Here is a 13,298-nt window from a genome sequence, read left to right on the forward strand (position 1 = left end):
TCGGACCCGACACACAATCAGAATGGGAGAGAGACGCATGTTGGACACGATGTCGGACAACGGCTCCCGACTTTCGCCGATCGAGGCCGCCAAGCTCCAGCCCCTCATGCTCGGGCTGTTCCTGCCGATCCAGTCGGGCGCGTGGAGCCCGTCCACCGCGCCGCGCGGCACCTCGTGGACCTTCGACTACAATGCGCGCTGCACCGTCATGGCCGAGAAGCTCGGCTTCGATCTCGTCTTCGGCCTCGCCCAGTGGATGGGCAAGGGCGGCTATGGCGGCGAGATGAAGTTCCGCGAGATGGCGACCGACCCGCTGCTGATCACCGCCGGCCTCGCCGCGCTGACGAAGCGGATCCTCCTCGTCTCCACCGTGCACATTCTCTATGGCTGGCACCCGCTGCATCTGGCGAAGTTCGGCGCCACGCTGTCGGAAATGAGCGGCGGCCGCTGGGGCCTCAACATGGTCACCGGCTACAAGCGCAGCGAATTTGAGATGTTCGGTCTCGAACCGATCGAGCACGACCACCGCTATGTCATGGCCGACGAGTTCGTCACCATGATGAAGCGCCTCTGGTCGGAGGACGAGAACCTCACCATCGACGGCCGGTTCTGGAAGACCAGGGGGGCCTTCGTCGCGCCCAAGCCGGTCGGCAACAAATGCCTTCTGGTCAACGCCTCGTCCTCGGGTGCCGGCCTTGCCTATGCCGTCAAGCATTCCGACCTGATCTTCGTGACCAGCCCGGCCGGCGCCAATCTGGACCGCGCCTGCGAAGCGCTGCCGACCCACAACGCCGCGATCAAGGCTTCTGCCGCCGAGCAGGGGCGCGACGTGCGCACCATCATCAATCCGCATGTCATCTGCCGCGAGACCGAAGCGGAAGCCTGGGCGCAGTACGACGCCATCCTCCGGCATCAGGACCCGGTCGCGGCGGAAAACTTCTACCGGACCTTCGTCGGCGGCGACCAGACCTCGTGGAAGGCGGCGACGCGGGAGCAATGGACCATTGGCGGCAATGTCCACATTGTCGGCACGCCCGCCCAGGTGGTCGAGGGCTTCCAGCGGCTGAAGCTGGCCGGCTGCGACGGCGTCCAGGTCAATTTCTACGACTTCCTCCCCGATCTCGAATTCTTCGGCGCGCGCGTGCTGCCGCTGATGCGCGAGGCCGGGCTTCGCCTCGATCATCCGCTCGCGGCTGCCGCCTGAGCGCATCGAACTCCCGGAGGCCAACCATGTCGGATCCCCTCACCACGCCGGCCCTCTCGTCGGGCGAACTGCGTGCCTTCGCCGGCCATTTCCCCACCGGCGTCGCCGTCGTCACCACCGCCCATCCCGACGGCCCGCTCCACGGCGTCACCATCAACGCGGTGACCTCGCTGTCGCTCGACCCGCCGCTGTTCCTGATCTGCCTCGACCATCGCTCCAACACGCTGGGGGCGCTCGTCGCCAGCGGCCATTTCGGACTGCACTTCCTCGCCCGCGAGCAGACGGAAATCTCGCGCCTGTTCGCCTCCAAGCAGGAGGACAAGTTCGCCGGCATCGCCCATCGGCCCGGGCGCCGGGGCAGCCCGCTGATCGCGGGCGTCGTCGCCGCTGCCGAATGTTCCGTCTCGGAGATCTGCCCCGGTGGCGACCACACCATCATCATCGGCGCCGTCGACCATGTGCATGTCTTCGGCGGCGAACCGCTGCTCTATCATCGCGGCACCTATGCCGCGCTGGAACGTGAAAGGATGGTCGCGTGAACAACCCCGAATCTACGCCGGCAAAGCCGCTCGCCGGGCTGCGCGTGCTCGAATTCGCGCAGATCGCGGCCGGCCCCTTCACCGGCTGCCTGCTCGCGGACCTCGGCGCCGACGTGGTCAAGGTCGAACGCCCGGATGGTGGCGACGGGATGCGCGGCTGGCCGCCGCTGCATCCGGGAGCGGACGAACCCGGACCGTCGTTCAGCGGCAATTTCTCCTCGCTCAACCGCAACAAGCGCTCGGTCGCGCTCGACATCAAGAACCGGGCCGATGTCGAGCGCCTGTACGAACTGGTCGAGAATGCCGACGTCTTCGTCGAGAACTTCCGACCCGGCGCGCTCGCCCGCTCCGGCCTCGCCTATGAGGACCTGAAGGCCCGCAATCCCCGCCTCGTTTACTGCTCCATCACCGGCTACGGCCAGAACGGGCCTTATGCGCAGAAGGGCGCCTTCGACGTCACCGTGCAGGCGATGAGCGGCGTGATGAGCGTGACCGGCGAGCCCGACGGGCCCCCGGTGAAATGCGGCGTGCCGGTCGGCGATTTCGTCACCGGGCTCTATGCTGCCTATGTCATCCTCGCCGCCGTCATGCGCGCGCGCGCCACTGGCGAGGGGGCGCATATCGACTGCTCGATCCTCGGCGCGCTGCTCGGCATCTCGGCGCTGCAGACGAGCGAGTATTTCGGCACCGGCCAGGCCCCGCGCCGGCTCGGCTCGGCGCATCCGCGCAACGCGCCCTATGCCGGCTTCGACGCCGCCGACAAGCCCTTCACCATCGCGGCCGGCAACGACAAGCTCTGGCGCGACACCTGCGCCATTGTCGGGCGTCCCGACCTGCCCGACGATCCCCGCTTCGCCACCCAGTCGCTGCGCGCCGCGAACCAGGCCGCGCTGACCGCCATACTCCAGCCGATCTTCGCGACGCGCCCGGCGCAGGAATGGCTCGCCGCCTTCGACGCCAAGGGCGTTCCCTGCGCACCGATCAACGACTTCGCGGACATTCTCGCCGACCCGCATGTGCGCGAGATGGGCTGGGTGCAGCCCATGACGATGCCGAACGGCGCGACGGCGGAGACGGTGGGGTTCCCCGTCGCCTTCACCGGCTATTCCTTCGAGATCGAGCGCCGCCCGCCCGAGCTTGGCGAGCACGACGAGGAGGTCTACCGGGAATGGTGCCAGCATCGCCGGATGAGGGCCGTGTGATGAGCACAGCCGATGCACCTGACGGGCTGCGCCTGATCACCCTGTCCCGGCCGGAGAAGGCGAATGCGCTCGATCCGGCCAGCGTCGCCGCGCTCTCCGCCGGCGTCGCCGCTGCCGCCGCCGAAGGCTCGCCCTTCGCTTTCCGCGCCGAGGGGCGGGTGTTCTGCGGCGGCTTCGATTTCACCGGCGTCGAGACGCAGAGCGCGGGCGACCTGCTGTTGCGCTTCGCCCATATCGAGATGCTGCTGCAGGCCGTCAGCACCGCGCCGGCGGTCTCGTTCGCCCTGGTCGACGGCGCCGCCTTCGGTGCCGGCGCCGATCTCGTCGCCGCCTGCACCTACCGGCTCGGCACGGCGAAGGCGAAGTTCCGCTTTCCCGGCTTCCGCTTCGGCGTCGCGCTCGGCACGCGCCGTCTGGCGGCGCTGGTCGGCGCCGACATGGCGCGCGCGATCCTGCTGGAGAACCGCACCCTCGACGCGTCGGAGGCCCTGCGGGTCGGCCTGCTCACCCATCTCGTCGATGAGGGGGAGTTGTCCGCCACGGCCGGGCGGCTGCTCGCCGCGCATGAGGGCCTGCCGCCCGCCGCCGCCGCGCGCATCCTCCGGCTGACCGGCACCGACACCGGCGACGCCGATCTCGCCGAGATGGTGCGCTCGCTTGCCCCCGCCGGGCTGCACGAACGGATCGCGCGCTATCGCGGACAGCACGTGTAGAACGCCTTCGCGGCGCGCGAGGGCCGGCAGCTCGGCTATATCGAGGCGGCCGCCCTCGCGCGATTGCAGTGACGCCTGTCCGCCGCAGGCGCCCCGGCTGGAACGACGACGTTCACCGGGCGAGGCGGGCGGCGTGCCAGGCGATGTGGTCGGCCATGAAGGTCGAGATGAAGAAGTAGGAATGGTCGTAGCCCTCGCGCAGATTGAGCGTGAGGGGGATGCCGGCGGCGTCGCAGACGTCGGCCAGAAGCTGCGGCCGCAGGCCGGTCTCCAGGAACGGATCGGCCGAGCCCTGATCGACCAGGAATTCCGGAAAGCGCCGTCCATCCTCGATCAGCGCCACCGCGTCATAGGCGCGCCAGCCTTGCGGATCGGCGCCGAGATATTTCTCCAGCGCCGGCCGGGACCAATCCGCCGTGCTTGGCTGGACGATCGGCGCGAAGGCCGAGCAGCTGCCGAAGCGGTCGGGATGCTTCAGCGCGATGGTCAGCGCGCCATGCCCGCCCATGGAGTGCCCGAAAATGCCCTGCCGGCTCATGTCGGCCGGGAATTCGGCGGCGACCAGCGCGGCAAGTTCCTCGACGATGTAGGAATACATCCGGTAATGCGCGGCGTAGGGCTCCCGTGTCGCATCGAGGTAGAAGCCGGCGCCGGAGCCGAACTGCCAATTGTCGGGCTCGTCCGGCACATGGGCCCCGCGCGGGCTGGTGTCCGGCGTGACGACGATGACGCCATGCGCCGCCGCGGCCGCCCGGTACTCGCCCTTCTCCATCACATTGGCATGGCTGCAGGTGAGCCCGGACAGATACCACAGCACCGGAACCGGGCCGTTCGCGGCCTGCGGCGGCACGAAGACGGCGAAGGTCATCGGCGTCCCCGTCGAATTCGAGTCGTGCCGATAGACGCCCTGAACGCCGCCATGCGACTTCGCGCGCGAGATCGTTTCCATCAGTAGATCACCACCGAGCGGATCGACTTGCCCTCATGCATCAGGTCGAAGGCGGTGTTGATCTCGTCGAGGGGCATGGTGTGCGTGATCAGGTCGTCAATGTTGATCTTGCCCTCCATGTACCAGTCGACGATCTTCGGCACGTCGGTGCGCCCGCGCGCGCCGCCGAAGGCGGAGCCACGCCAGTTGCGGCCGGTGACGAGCTGGAACGGGCGGGTGGATATCTCCGCGCCCGCCGGCGCCACGCCGATGACGATTGAGGTTCCCCAGCCGCGATGGCAGGCTTCCAGCGCCTGCCGCATCACGTTGACATTGCCGGTGCAGTCGAAGGTGAAGTCGGCGCCGCCATCGGTCAGGTCCTGGATCGCCTGAACCACCTTGTCGCTGCCGACCTCCAGCGGGTTGATGAAGTCGGTCATGCCGAACTTCTTCGCCATCTCGACCTTGGCCGGGTTGATGTCGACGCCGATGATCCTGTCGGCGCCGACCATGCGCGCGCCCTGGATCACGTTCAGGCCGATGCCGCCGAGGCCGAACACGACGACATTGGCGCCCGGCCACACCTTGGCGGTGTAGACCACCGCGCCGATGCCGGTGGTGACGCCGCAGCCGATGTAGCAGATCTTGTCGAAGGGGGCGTCCTCGCGCACCTTGGCGAGGGCGATCTCGGGCAGGACGGTGAAGTTCGAGAAGGTCGAGCAGCCCATGTAGTGGAAGATCTCGCCGCTGCGACCGCCGACCGCCTCGCAGGAAAAGCGCGTGGTGCGGTCGGGCATCAGGCCCTGCCCCTGCGTGGCGCGGATCGAGGTGCACAGGTTCGAGCGCTGCGACAGGCAGGTTTTGCACTGCCGGCATTCCGGCGTGTAGAGCGGGATGACATGGTCGCCGACCTTAAGCGAGGTGACGCCTGCGCCGACCTCGCGCACGATGCCCGCGCCCTCATGGCCGAGAATGGCGGGGAACTTGCCCTCGGAATCCAGCCCGTCCAGCGTGTAGGCATCGGTGTGGCACACGCCGGTCGCCATGATCTCGACCAGCACTTCGCCGGGCTTGGGCCCGCCGATCTCGATGGTCTCGATGGTCAGCGGCTTCTTGGCTTCCCAGGCGACGGCGGCACGCGATTTCATCGGATGTTCCCTGTTCTGATCGAATGGCGGCTATTTCAGATAGGTGCGAAGGATCTTCACGATCGCGTCGAGATCGTCCGCGGCGGGCGGTGCGCCGGCCGCTTGCGCGTCTGGCCCGAAGGTCTCGCGCAGATGGGCGTCGAGCACCTCGGCCATCAGCCCGCCGGCGGCGCCGCGCAGCGCGGAAATCTGCTGCAGCAGCACGCCGCATGCGGCCTCCGCCTCGATCGCGCGCTCCAGCGCCTCGGCCTGGCCCCGGATGCGGCGCAGCCGCGTCAAGGCGCGCTTCTTGTCGTCCGGCGAATGGGGCATCAGGACACCACGGCGCCACGCATGCGGGCACGTTTGAACCGCTTCAATATACTGGAGGGAGTATGTGCGCAAGTGGCGGCCGGCTGCTACCGGCGATCCGGTGGGAACGATGGGTCCCCCGACCTCGACCCGCCGGGGCGTTGGCACCAACGAAAATGGTCCGCGCGAATTGGTCGACGACGAGGGCCGGATGACCGATGCGCCTCGCATCCAAAAGCGACGGCCGAAATGCCTGTCGGCTTTTCGTTCAAAGCGCCCGGAAGCTCACCATGGCTCGCGCGAGCATGGAAGCGCATGTTCGGTATATTTTCCGTACGTTTGATTTTCTTGCGACCAGCCAGGGGCTACCCCCTGAAATTGCTGGCGCGCCCACGGGGAATCGAACCCCGGTTTTCGCCGTGAGAGGGCGACGTCCTGACCGCTAGACGATGGGCGCATCTAGGCAGGCCGGTCTCTTAGAGCCATTCGGCAGCCGGATCAAGGGCGCGGGAGCGGGAGCGGTGGATTTTCCCCACACTCGCCGGCCCGGCGCCGGCCGGCGGCCTCACGGCTCGCTGGCGAAGCCGAGCGTGCCGCGCGGGGCGCGGGTGGCAAGGTCGAAGAACCGGGTCTCGACCCGCCCGTCGCGCTCCAGCGTCACCGCGATCAGCTCGCCCGAGATCACCGCCGAGCGGACCATGGACCCCTTCGGCAACTGGATCGTGCCGGCTATATCGGCCGGCGCGCTTTTCCTGCCGCTCATGAGCTTGTATCCGATAGCCCCGAAGACGGCGAGAAAGCCGAGCGCCATGATCAGGCCGGAGAACAGGGCGAAGCGGCGCAGCTTGCGCAGCACCCGCTCCTGTGCCGGATCGAGCTTGTCGTCGTCTGTATCTGGAGAAGTCATGCCGGCACCGGACGAAGTGAATGAGGATCTGGACGAGCTCGCGCCGGAGGCGGCGCTGCGCGTCGATATCACCGCCGGGCCCGAGGATGAAGGGCTTCGGCTCGACCGCGTGCTGGCGCGCCACCTCCCCGCGCTCAGCCGCACGCGCCTGCAGGCGCTGATCGCCGAGGGCAAGGTGAGCCGCGACGGACATCCCGTCGCCGGCGGCTCGTCGAAGGTCAGCCCCGGCGATCGTTTCACGGTCGAGGTTCCCGCCCCCGAGGACGCCACGCCGGAGCCGCAGGACATACCGCTCGTCATCGTCTACGAGGATGACGACCTCGTGGTCGTCGACAAGCCGGCCGGGCTGGTCGTCCACCCCGCGCCGGGCAATCCCGACGGCACGCTGGTCAACGCCCTGCTCTTCCATTGCGGGGCTAGCCTGTCCGGCATAGGCGGGGTTCGCCGGCCGGGCATCGTGCACCGGCTGGACAAGGACACGTCCGGCCTCCTCGTGGTGGCGAAGAACGACCGCGCCCACAAGAGGCTGGCGGCGCAGTTCGCCGACCATGGCCGCACCGGCCCGCTCGAGCGGGCCTATCTCGCCTTCGTCTGGGGCGTTTCGGACCTACCGAGCGGCACGGTCGACGCCCCCCTCGCCCGCCACCCGGTCTCGCGCGAGCGCATCGCCGTGCGCGCCGGCGGGCGCTACGCCATCACCCACTGGCAGAAGCTAGAGGCCTATGAGGACACGCAGGGCCGCCCGGTCGCCGCGCTGGTGGAATGCCAGCTGGAGACCGGCCGCACCCACCAGATCCGCGTGCACATGGCCCATATCGGCCACCCACTGCTCGGCGACACGGTCTATGGCGTCGGTCAGCGCACCCGCGTCAGCCGGCTCGGCGAGGCCGCCGTGCACGAGCTGGGCACACTGGGCCGGCAGGCGCTGCATGCCGCCCGCCTCGGCTTCGAGCATCCCGCGACCGGCGAGTTCATGCTGTTCGAAAGCGAACTTCCAGCCGATCTCGCCCGTCTTCAGGCGGCGCTCACAGCCCATGGCTGAGCGCGGGAGCGCCCGCTCAACGCTTCGTGACCCCCGACCGCCTTGCGGTTTCGCAAAAAGAGGCCCTTGCTGCTATTATAAAGCAACGGCCGGCTAGAAGCGGCCGCAAACCGGTCGCCCAATCATGGGGACCGAGACAACAGGAGGGTGCAGTCATGGCCCGTTCCGCTATGAGCTTGCCTTCCGCCGAGGGCGGCCTCAACCGCTATCTGGCGGAAATTCGCCGGTTCCCCATGCTGGAGCCGCAGGAAGAATACATGCTCGCCAAGCGCTGGCGCGAGCACGAGGACCCGGAAGCCGCGCACAGGCTCGTCACCAGCCATCTGCGTCTCGTGGCCAAGATCGCCATGGGCTATCGCGGCTACGGCCTGCCGATCTCCGAGGTCATCTCGGAAGGCAATGTCGGCCTGATGCAGGCGGTGAAGCGCTTCGAGCCCGACAAGGGCTTCCGCCTCGCCACCTACGCCATGTGGTGGATCAAGGCCTCGATCCAGGAGTACATCCTGCGCTCGTGGAGCCTCGTGAAGATGGGCACCACGGCGGCGCAGAAGAAGCTGTTCTTCAATCTGCGCAAGGCCAAGAGCCAGATCTCGGCGCTTGAGGAGGGCGACCTGCGCCCCGATCAGGTGCAGCTGATCGCCACCAAGCTCGGCGTGACCGCGCAGGAGGTCATCGAGATGAACCGCCGCCTCGGCGGCGATTCCTCGCTGAACGCCCCGCTGCGCGGCGATGTCGAGGGCGGCGGCGAATGGCAGGACTGGCTGGCCGATGACAGCGACAGCCAGGAATCGGTGCTGGTCGAGCATGAGGAGATGGACAACCGGCGCAATGCGCTGTCGGGGGCCCTCTCGGTCCTCAACGAGCGCGAGCGCCGCATCTTCGAGGCGCGCCGGCTGTCCGACGACCCGATGACGCTCGAGGATCTGGCATCCGAGTTCGGCGTGTCGCGCGAGCGCGTGCGTCAGATCGAGGTGCGCGCCTTCGAGAAGGTGCAGAAGGCGGTGATCGACCGCGTGCACCAGATGGAGACGGCGCCGATGCGGCAGGAGTCTTCGCCGGCGATGTGACGCCTGCGGCCTGCAAGCCGACCGATCGAGGGGCGCCCGCAAGGGCGCCCTTTTTCGTGAGGAAACGTGGATGCCCGGCGGTCAGGCCGGCAGAGCGTGGTCGGCGGGCGGCGGCGCGGCATGCGCCGAGTACGCGCTGGCCTGCCGCACATCGTGGGAGAGCACGTCGCGGATGCTGAGCACACCGACGAGCTGGTGCTCTTCCAGCACCGGCAGATGGCGCACATGATGGCTGTCCATCAGCGCGCGCACATGGTCGACCGTGTCGTCCATGGCGCAGGAGATCATGTTGCGGGACATCAGGTCGCCGACAGTGATCTTGAGCGCGGCCGCGCCGCGCTCGGCGACCGCCCGCACGACGTCGCGCTCGGAGAAGATGCCGACGACGGTGTCGCCCTCCGAGCCGCAGGCGTCCTTCACCACCACGGCGCCGATGCGCTCGCGGTTGAGCAATGTCGCTGCCATTTCAACGGTCTCCGACATGCGGATGGTCGGCACGCGCGCGTTCTTCAGCTTCATGAGATCGGCGACAAGCATGGCGTATCCCTCTGGTCGTGGTGCCTAGACCGTCACGCTTCTTATTCTTTTGTCTAAGTCTGGTATGCAATACACACGCCGTCAATGAAATCCGTTGCGGCAGCGCAGCATCGACGCGCACGAGAACAAACAAAAAGGCCCGCCTGGGGGCGGGCCTTTCGGGTTTGAGGGGGGCAGGCGCCCCGGTCAGTGGTTGAGGTTCTTGACGATGTCCTCGACCATTTTCTTGGCGTCGGCGAACAGCATCATGGTGTTGTCGCGGAAGAACAGCTCGTTCTCGACGCCGGCATAGCCCGCCGCCATGCCGCGCTTGATGAACAGCACCGTCTTCGCCCGCTCCACGTCCAGGATCGGCATGCCGTAGATCGCCGAGGTCGGGTCGGTCTTGGCCGCCGGGTTGGTCACGTCGTTGGCGCCGATGACGAAGGCCACGTCCGCCTGCGCGAACTCCGAGTTGATGTCCTCCAGCTCGAACACCTCGTCATAGGGAACGTTGGCTTCCGCCAGCAGCACGTTCATGTGCCCGGGCATGCGCCCCGCCACCGGATGGATGGCGTATTTCACCTCGACGCCCTCCTCCTTCAGCTTGTCCGCCATCTCGCGCAGCGCGTGCTGCGCCTGCGCCACCGCCATGCCGTAGCCCGGCACGATGATCACCTTGGCCGCGTTCTTCATGATGAAGGCCGCGTCCTCGGCCGAGCCCTGCTTGACCGGGCGCGTCTCCGCTCCCCCCGCCGGGCCCGCCGAGGCGTCGCCGCCGAAGCCGCCCAGGATCACCGAGACGAAGCTCCGGTTCATGCCCTTGCACATGATGTAGCTCAGGATCGCGCCCGACGAGCCCACCAGCGCGCCGGTGATGATCAGCGCCGTGTTGCCCAGCGTGAAGCCGATGCCCGCCGCCGCCCAGCCCGAGTAGGAGTTCAGCATCGACACCACCACCGGCATGTCGGCGCCGCCGATCGGGATGATCAGCAGGCCGCCGAACACCAGGCTGGCGATCACGATCAGCCAGAACACCGTGTGGCTCTCGGTCACGGTCAGCACGCCGACCAGCACCACGATCAGCAGGGCCAGGCCCGCATTGATCACGTGCCGGCCCGGCAGCAGGATCGGCTTGCCGCTCATATTGCCGTTCAGCTTGGCGAAGGCGATCACCGAGCCGGTGAAGGTGATGGCGCCGATCGCCACGCCCAGGCTCATCTCGATCAGCGCCTGCGCGTGGATCTCGCCCGGCGCGCCGATGCCGAAGGCCCCCGGCGCGTAGAGCGCCGCCGCCGCCACCGCCACCGCCGCAAGGCCCACCAGCGAGTGGAACGCCGCCACCAGCTGCGGCATCTGCGTCATCGCGATCTTCTTCGCGATCACCGCGCCGGCGCCGCCGCCCAGCGCCAGACCGCCGAGCACCAGCGCCCAGCCACCGAGCCCCGCCGGCGGCGAGGCCGCCAGCGTCGTCACTATGGCGATGGTCATGCCGACCATGCCGAACAGATTGCCCTGGCGCGACGTCACCGGGCTGGACAGCCCGCGCAGCGCCAGAATGAACAGGACCCCCGAGACGAGGTAGAGGACAGCGACCAGATTGGCGTTCATCGGTGCGCCCTCACTTCTTCTTCGAGTACATGGCGAGCATCCGGCTGGTCACCAGGAACCCGCCGAAGATGTTCACGCTGGCCAGAACCAGCCCGATGAAGCCGAAGCCCCGCGCCCATTCGGTGCCCTCGGCCACCGTGTCCACGCCCACCGCCAGCAGCGCCCCCACCACGATCACCGAGGAGATCGCGTTGGTCACGCTCATCAGCGGCGTGTGCAGCGCCGGCGTCACCGACCACACCACGTAGTAGCCCACGAACACCGCCAGCACGAAGATGGCGAGCCGGAACACGAACGGGTCGATCGCCCCGCCGGTCAGCGCATGCGCCGCCGCTCCCGCCGCCTGTCCCGCGATGTCCGCGTAGTTCTGTGCCGCCGCTTCCGCATAGGCCTGCGCCGCCTGTGCCGCCTGGCGCGCCACCTCGGCCGCCATGCGCGCTCCCTCGACCGCGTTCTGGGCGACCGCGTCGCCCGTTGCCGGATTGGCCATTTCCCTCAATCCCCTGACGTCTGTTCACGAGGCGCGTGCCGCGCCTGCCCGCGCCGCCCGCCTCTTCATCCCTCTTTGCCGGGCGCGCCCCCGGCGCGCCCGCAAGGCTCAGATCACGCCGCGTCCGCCGGCTTGAAGGACGGGTGCACCACGACCCCGTCCCGGGTCAGCAGCGTCGCCTTCACAAGCTCGTCGTCCCACTTCACCGAAAGGCTCTTCGTCGCCTTGTCCACCAGCGTCTCCACGAAGGCGTACAGGTTCTTGGCGTAGAGCTGCGAGGCCGTGGCCGCCAGACGGCCCGGCACGTTCAGGTGCCCGACGATCTTCGCGCCGTTCGCCGTCACCACCACCTCGCCGGGGACCGCGCCCTCGACATTGCCGCCGCGCTCCACCGCCAGGTCGATCAGCACCGAGCCCGGCTTCATCGACGCCACCATCTCCGCGCTCACCAGCTGCGGCGCCGCCCGGCCCGGGATCAGCGCCGTGGTGATGACGATGTCCTGCTTGGCGATGTGCGTCGCCGTCAGCGCCGCCTGCTTGGCCTGGTACTCCGCCGACATCGCCTTGGCGTAGCCGCCCGCCGTCTCGGCCTGCTTGAACTCCTCGTCCTCGACCGCGATGAACTTGGCGCCGAGAGACTCCACCTGCTCCTTCGAGGCCGGGCGCACATCGGTGGCCGAGACCACCGCCCCCAGCCGGCGCGCCGTGGCGATCGCCTGCAGGCCGGCCACGCCCGCCCCCATCACGAACACCCGCGCCGCCGGCACCGTGCCCGCCGCCGTCATCATCATCGGGAAGGCCCGGCCGAACTCGGCGGCCGCGTCCACCACCGCGCGATAACCGGCGAGGTTCGCCTGGGAGGACAGCACGTCCATCACCTGCGCCCTTGTGATGCGCGGCATCAGCTCCATCGCGAAGCTCGACACCCCCGCCTTGGCCAGCGCCTCGAGCTCGCTCTCGTGCCCGTGCGGGTCCATGATGGCGATCGCCAGCGCCCCGGGATTGACCCCCTTCAGCGCCGCCGCCGCAGGACGGCGCACCCCGAGCACGATGTCCGCACCCGCGACCGCAGCCGCGTTGTCCGCCACCACCCGCGCTCCCGCGCCCTCATACTCCGAATCCCCGATCCCGGACGCAACTCCCGCACCCGACGAAACAAAAACCTCCGCGCCCAATCCAATGTAGCGCTTTACCGTGTCGGCAGACGCGGCGACCCGTGGCTCCGAACCAGAGCTCTCCTTGACTACTGCGATGCGCATGGCTGGATCTCAGGAAGTAACGATCAGGGCGAGGACGAGCACACCGAGCAGGCTGAACAGCAGCTTGGGCTTGCCATCGCGGGAGCCGAGGCCGATCGCGGTCAGGGCGATGGCGGCCAGCGTGCCGAGGGTGAAGATGAACCAGTGGCCGTTCACGGCGCCAATCGCCAGCGCGATCATGAAGCTGACCAGATTGACCGTGCCCACCAGCGTCAGCTTGGTGAAGAACTCATAGGTGCCCTCGTGCTCGGCATAGTCGTTGCCGTCAGCCGTGGCGTATTCCGGCAGTCCGTGGTCGGCCATCTGAGACCCCCTCCAAAGGAATAATAGAAGCGTGCCTCCGCTTTAGCGGAAGACGCCGGCTCGGGCAACGGCGCGCCG

General features: G+C 68.2%; 15 protein-coding genes and 1 tRNA gene. 6 read left to right on the forward strand and 10 right to left on the reverse strand.

What is annotated here, in order from left to right:
• Positions 1–37 precede the first annotated feature (37 nt).
• Genes GBB76_RS07985 through GBB76_RS08000 form a run of 4 tightly spaced genes read left to right on the forward strand, consistent with a single transcriptional unit; the run spans position 38 to position 3,658 of the window.
• Complete coding sequence (locus GBB76_RS07985; protein WP_246669077.1) at positions 38–1,204, forward strand: LLM class flavin-dependent oxidoreductase; 1,167 nt, start codon at positions 38–40, stop codon at positions 1,202–1,204.
• Positions 1,205–1,230: 26 nt separating this feature from the next.
• On the forward strand, positions 1,231–1,743 hold the full coding sequence (locus tag GBB76_RS07990) for a flavin reductase family protein (protein WP_152302815.1): 513 nt from the start codon (positions 1,231–1,233) through the stop codon (positions 1,741–1,743).
• Positions 1,740–2,945 carry a CaiB/BaiF CoA-transferase family protein gene (locus tag GBB76_RS07995; RefSeq protein WP_152302816.1) on the forward strand — a complete coding sequence of 402 codons (1,206 nt, stop codon included), beginning with the start codon at positions 1,740–1,742 and terminating at the stop codon, positions 2,943–2,945. Before GBB76_RS07990 ends, GBB76_RS07995 begins: the two co-directional genes overlap by 4 nt.
• Positions 2,945–3,658, forward strand: a complete 714-nt coding sequence (locus GBB76_RS08000; RefSeq protein WP_152302817.1) for an enoyl-CoA hydratase/isomerase family protein — start codon at positions 2,945–2,947, stop codon at positions 3,656–3,658. The genes GBB76_RS07995 and GBB76_RS08000 overlap by 1 nt, the downstream gene beginning before the upstream one ends.
• 112 nt (positions 3,659–3,770) lie before the next feature.
• Here the strand turns inward: GBB76_RS08000 and fghA are convergent, their stop codons facing one another.
• The 5 genes from fghA to GBB76_RS08025 form a co-directional block, all read right to left on the reverse strand.
• Positions 3,771–4,607: an S-formylglutathione hydrolase gene (gene fghA / locus GBB76_RS08005; protein WP_152302818.1), complete on the reverse strand. Its 837-nt coding sequence runs from the start codon at positions 4,605–4,607 to the stop codon at positions 3,771–3,773.
• A complete protein-coding gene (locus tag GBB76_RS08010; RefSeq protein ID WP_152302819.1) occupies positions 4,607–5,734 on the reverse strand; it encodes an S-(hydroxymethyl)glutathione dehydrogenase/class III alcohol dehydrogenase in 1,128 nt (375 codons plus the stop codon). Before GBB76_RS08010 ends, fghA begins: the two co-directional genes overlap by 1 nt.
• 30 nt (positions 5,735–5,764) lie before the next feature.
• The gene (locus GBB76_RS08015) at positions 5,765–6,046 is read right to left on the reverse strand and encodes a metal-sensing transcriptional repressor (protein ID WP_152302820.1); all 282 of its coding nucleotides are present in this window, start codon (positions 6,044–6,046) and stop codon (positions 5,765–5,767) included.
• 361 nt (positions 6,047–6,407) lie between these two features.
• A tRNA-Glu gene (locus GBB76_RS08020) sits at positions 6,408–6,482 on the reverse strand.
• 108 nt (positions 6,483–6,590) lie between these two features.
• Positions 6,591–6,932 carry a hypothetical protein gene (locus tag GBB76_RS08025; RefSeq protein ID WP_152302821.1) on the reverse strand — a complete coding sequence of 114 codons (342 nt, stop codon included), beginning with the start codon at positions 6,930–6,932 and terminating at the stop codon, positions 6,591–6,593.
• Between GBB76_RS08025 and GBB76_RS08030 the strand changes: the two genes are divergently transcribed.
• Together GBB76_RS08030 and rpoH are read left to right on the forward strand one after the other, a co-directional pair.
• Positions 6,931–7,974 carry an RluA family pseudouridine synthase gene (locus GBB76_RS08030; protein WP_152302822.1) on the forward strand — a complete coding sequence of 348 codons (1,044 nt, stop codon included), beginning with the start codon at positions 6,931–6,933 and terminating at the stop codon, positions 7,972–7,974. The genes GBB76_RS08025 and GBB76_RS08030 overlap by 2 nt on opposite strands.
• A 155-nt stretch (positions 7,975–8,129) precedes the next feature.
• On the forward strand, positions 8,130–9,041 hold the full coding sequence (gene rpoH, locus GBB76_RS08035) for an RNA polymerase sigma factor RpoH (RefSeq protein ID WP_152302823.1): 912 nt from the start codon (positions 8,130–8,132) through the stop codon (positions 9,039–9,041).
• A gap of 81 nt (positions 9,042–9,122) precedes the next feature.
• Here rpoH and GBB76_RS08040 read toward each other — a convergent pair whose 3' ends face one another.
• The 5 genes from GBB76_RS08040 to GBB76_RS08060 form a co-directional block, all read right to left on the reverse strand.
• Positions 9,123–9,578, reverse strand: a complete 456-nt coding sequence (locus tag GBB76_RS08040) for a CBS domain-containing protein (protein WP_152302824.1) — start codon at positions 9,576–9,578, stop codon at positions 9,123–9,125.
• Positions 9,579–9,764: 186 nt separating this feature from the next.
• A complete protein-coding gene (locus tag GBB76_RS08045; RefSeq protein ID WP_152302825.1) occupies positions 9,765–11,168 on the reverse strand; it encodes an NAD(P)(+) transhydrogenase (Re/Si-specific) subunit beta in 1,404 nt (467 codons plus the stop codon).
• Between the two features lie 10 nt (positions 11,169–11,178).
• Positions 11,179–11,658, reverse strand: coding sequence for a proton-translocating transhydrogenase family protein (locus tag GBB76_RS08050; RefSeq protein ID WP_152302826.1), 480 nt, complete (start codon positions 11,656–11,658; stop codon positions 11,179–11,181).
• 113 nt (positions 11,659–11,771) lie between these two features.
• The gene (locus GBB76_RS08055; protein ID WP_152302827.1) at positions 11,772–12,917 is read right to left on the reverse strand and encodes a Re/Si-specific NAD(P)(+) transhydrogenase subunit alpha; all 1,146 of its coding nucleotides are present in this window, start codon (positions 12,915–12,917) and stop codon (positions 11,772–11,774) included.
• A gap of 9 nt (positions 12,918–12,926) precedes the next feature.
• Entirely contained in the window at positions 12,927–13,220 is a 294-nt protein-coding gene (locus GBB76_RS08060; protein ID WP_152302828.1) for an aa3-type cytochrome c oxidase subunit IV, read from the reverse strand.
• Positions 13,221–13,298: the final 78 nt, after the last annotated feature.

It is taken from the genome of Ancylobacter sp. TS-1, assembly GCF_009223885.1.
Lineage (GTDB): Bacteria > Pseudomonadota > Alphaproteobacteria > Rhizobiales > Xanthobacteraceae > Ancylobacter.

What these genes read in the sequence shown, in the direction of transcription:
- GBB76_RS08010 (WP_152302819.1), bottom strand. Translation starts at nt 5,734, where the DNA reads ATGAAATCGCGTGCCGCCGTCGCCTGGGAAGCCAAGAAGCCGCTGACC.
- GBB76_RS08045 (WP_152302825.1), bottom strand. Translation starts at nt 11,168, where the DNA reads ATGAACGCCAATCTGGTCGCTGTCCTCTACCTCGTCTCGGGGGTCCTG.
- GBB76_RS07985 (WP_246669077.1), top strand. Translation starts at nt 38, where the DNA reads ATGTTGGACACGATGTCGGACAACGGCTCCCGACTTTCGCCGATCGAG.
- GBB76_RS08025 (WP_152302821.1), bottom strand. Translation starts at nt 6,932, where the DNA reads ATGACTTCTCCAGATACAGACGACGACAAGCTCGATCCGGCACAGGAG.
- GBB76_RS07990 (WP_152302815.1), top strand. Translation starts at nt 1,231, where the DNA reads ATGTCGGATCCCCTCACCACGCCGGCCCTCTCGTCGGGCGAACTGCGT.
- GBB76_RS08040 (WP_152302824.1), bottom strand. Translation starts at nt 9,578, where the DNA reads ATGCTTGTCGCCGATCTCATGAAGCTGAAGAACGCGCGCGTGCCGACC.
- rpoH (WP_152302823.1), top strand. Translation starts at nt 8,130, where the DNA reads ATGGCCCGTTCCGCTATGAGCTTGCCTTCCGCCGAGGGCGGCCTCAAC.
- GBB76_RS08000 (WP_152302817.1), top strand. Translation starts at nt 2,945, where the DNA reads ATGAGCACAGCCGATGCACCTGACGGGCTGCGCCTGATCACCCTGTCC.
- GBB76_RS08060 (WP_152302828.1), bottom strand. Translation starts at nt 13,220, where the DNA reads ATGGCCGACCACGGACTGCCGGAATACGCCACGGCTGACGGCAACGAC.
- GBB76_RS08015 (WP_152302820.1), bottom strand. Translation starts at nt 6,046, where the DNA reads ATGCCCCATTCGCCGGACGACAAGAAGCGCGCCTTGACGCGGCTGCGC.
- fghA (WP_152302818.1), bottom strand. Translation starts at nt 4,607, where the DNA reads ATGGAAACGATCTCGCGCGCGAAGTCGCATGGCGGCGTTCAGGGCGTC.
- GBB76_RS08050 (WP_152302826.1), bottom strand. Translation starts at nt 11,658, where the DNA reads ATGGCCAATCCGGCAACGGGCGACGCGGTCGCCCAGAACGCGGTCGAG.
- GBB76_RS08030 (WP_152302822.1), top strand. Translation starts at nt 6,931, where the DNA reads ATGCCGGCACCGGACGAAGTGAATGAGGATCTGGACGAGCTCGCGCCG.
- GBB76_RS08055 (WP_152302827.1), bottom strand. Translation starts at nt 12,917, where the DNA reads ATGCGCATCGCAGTAGTCAAGGAGAGCTCTGGTTCGGAGCCACGGGTC.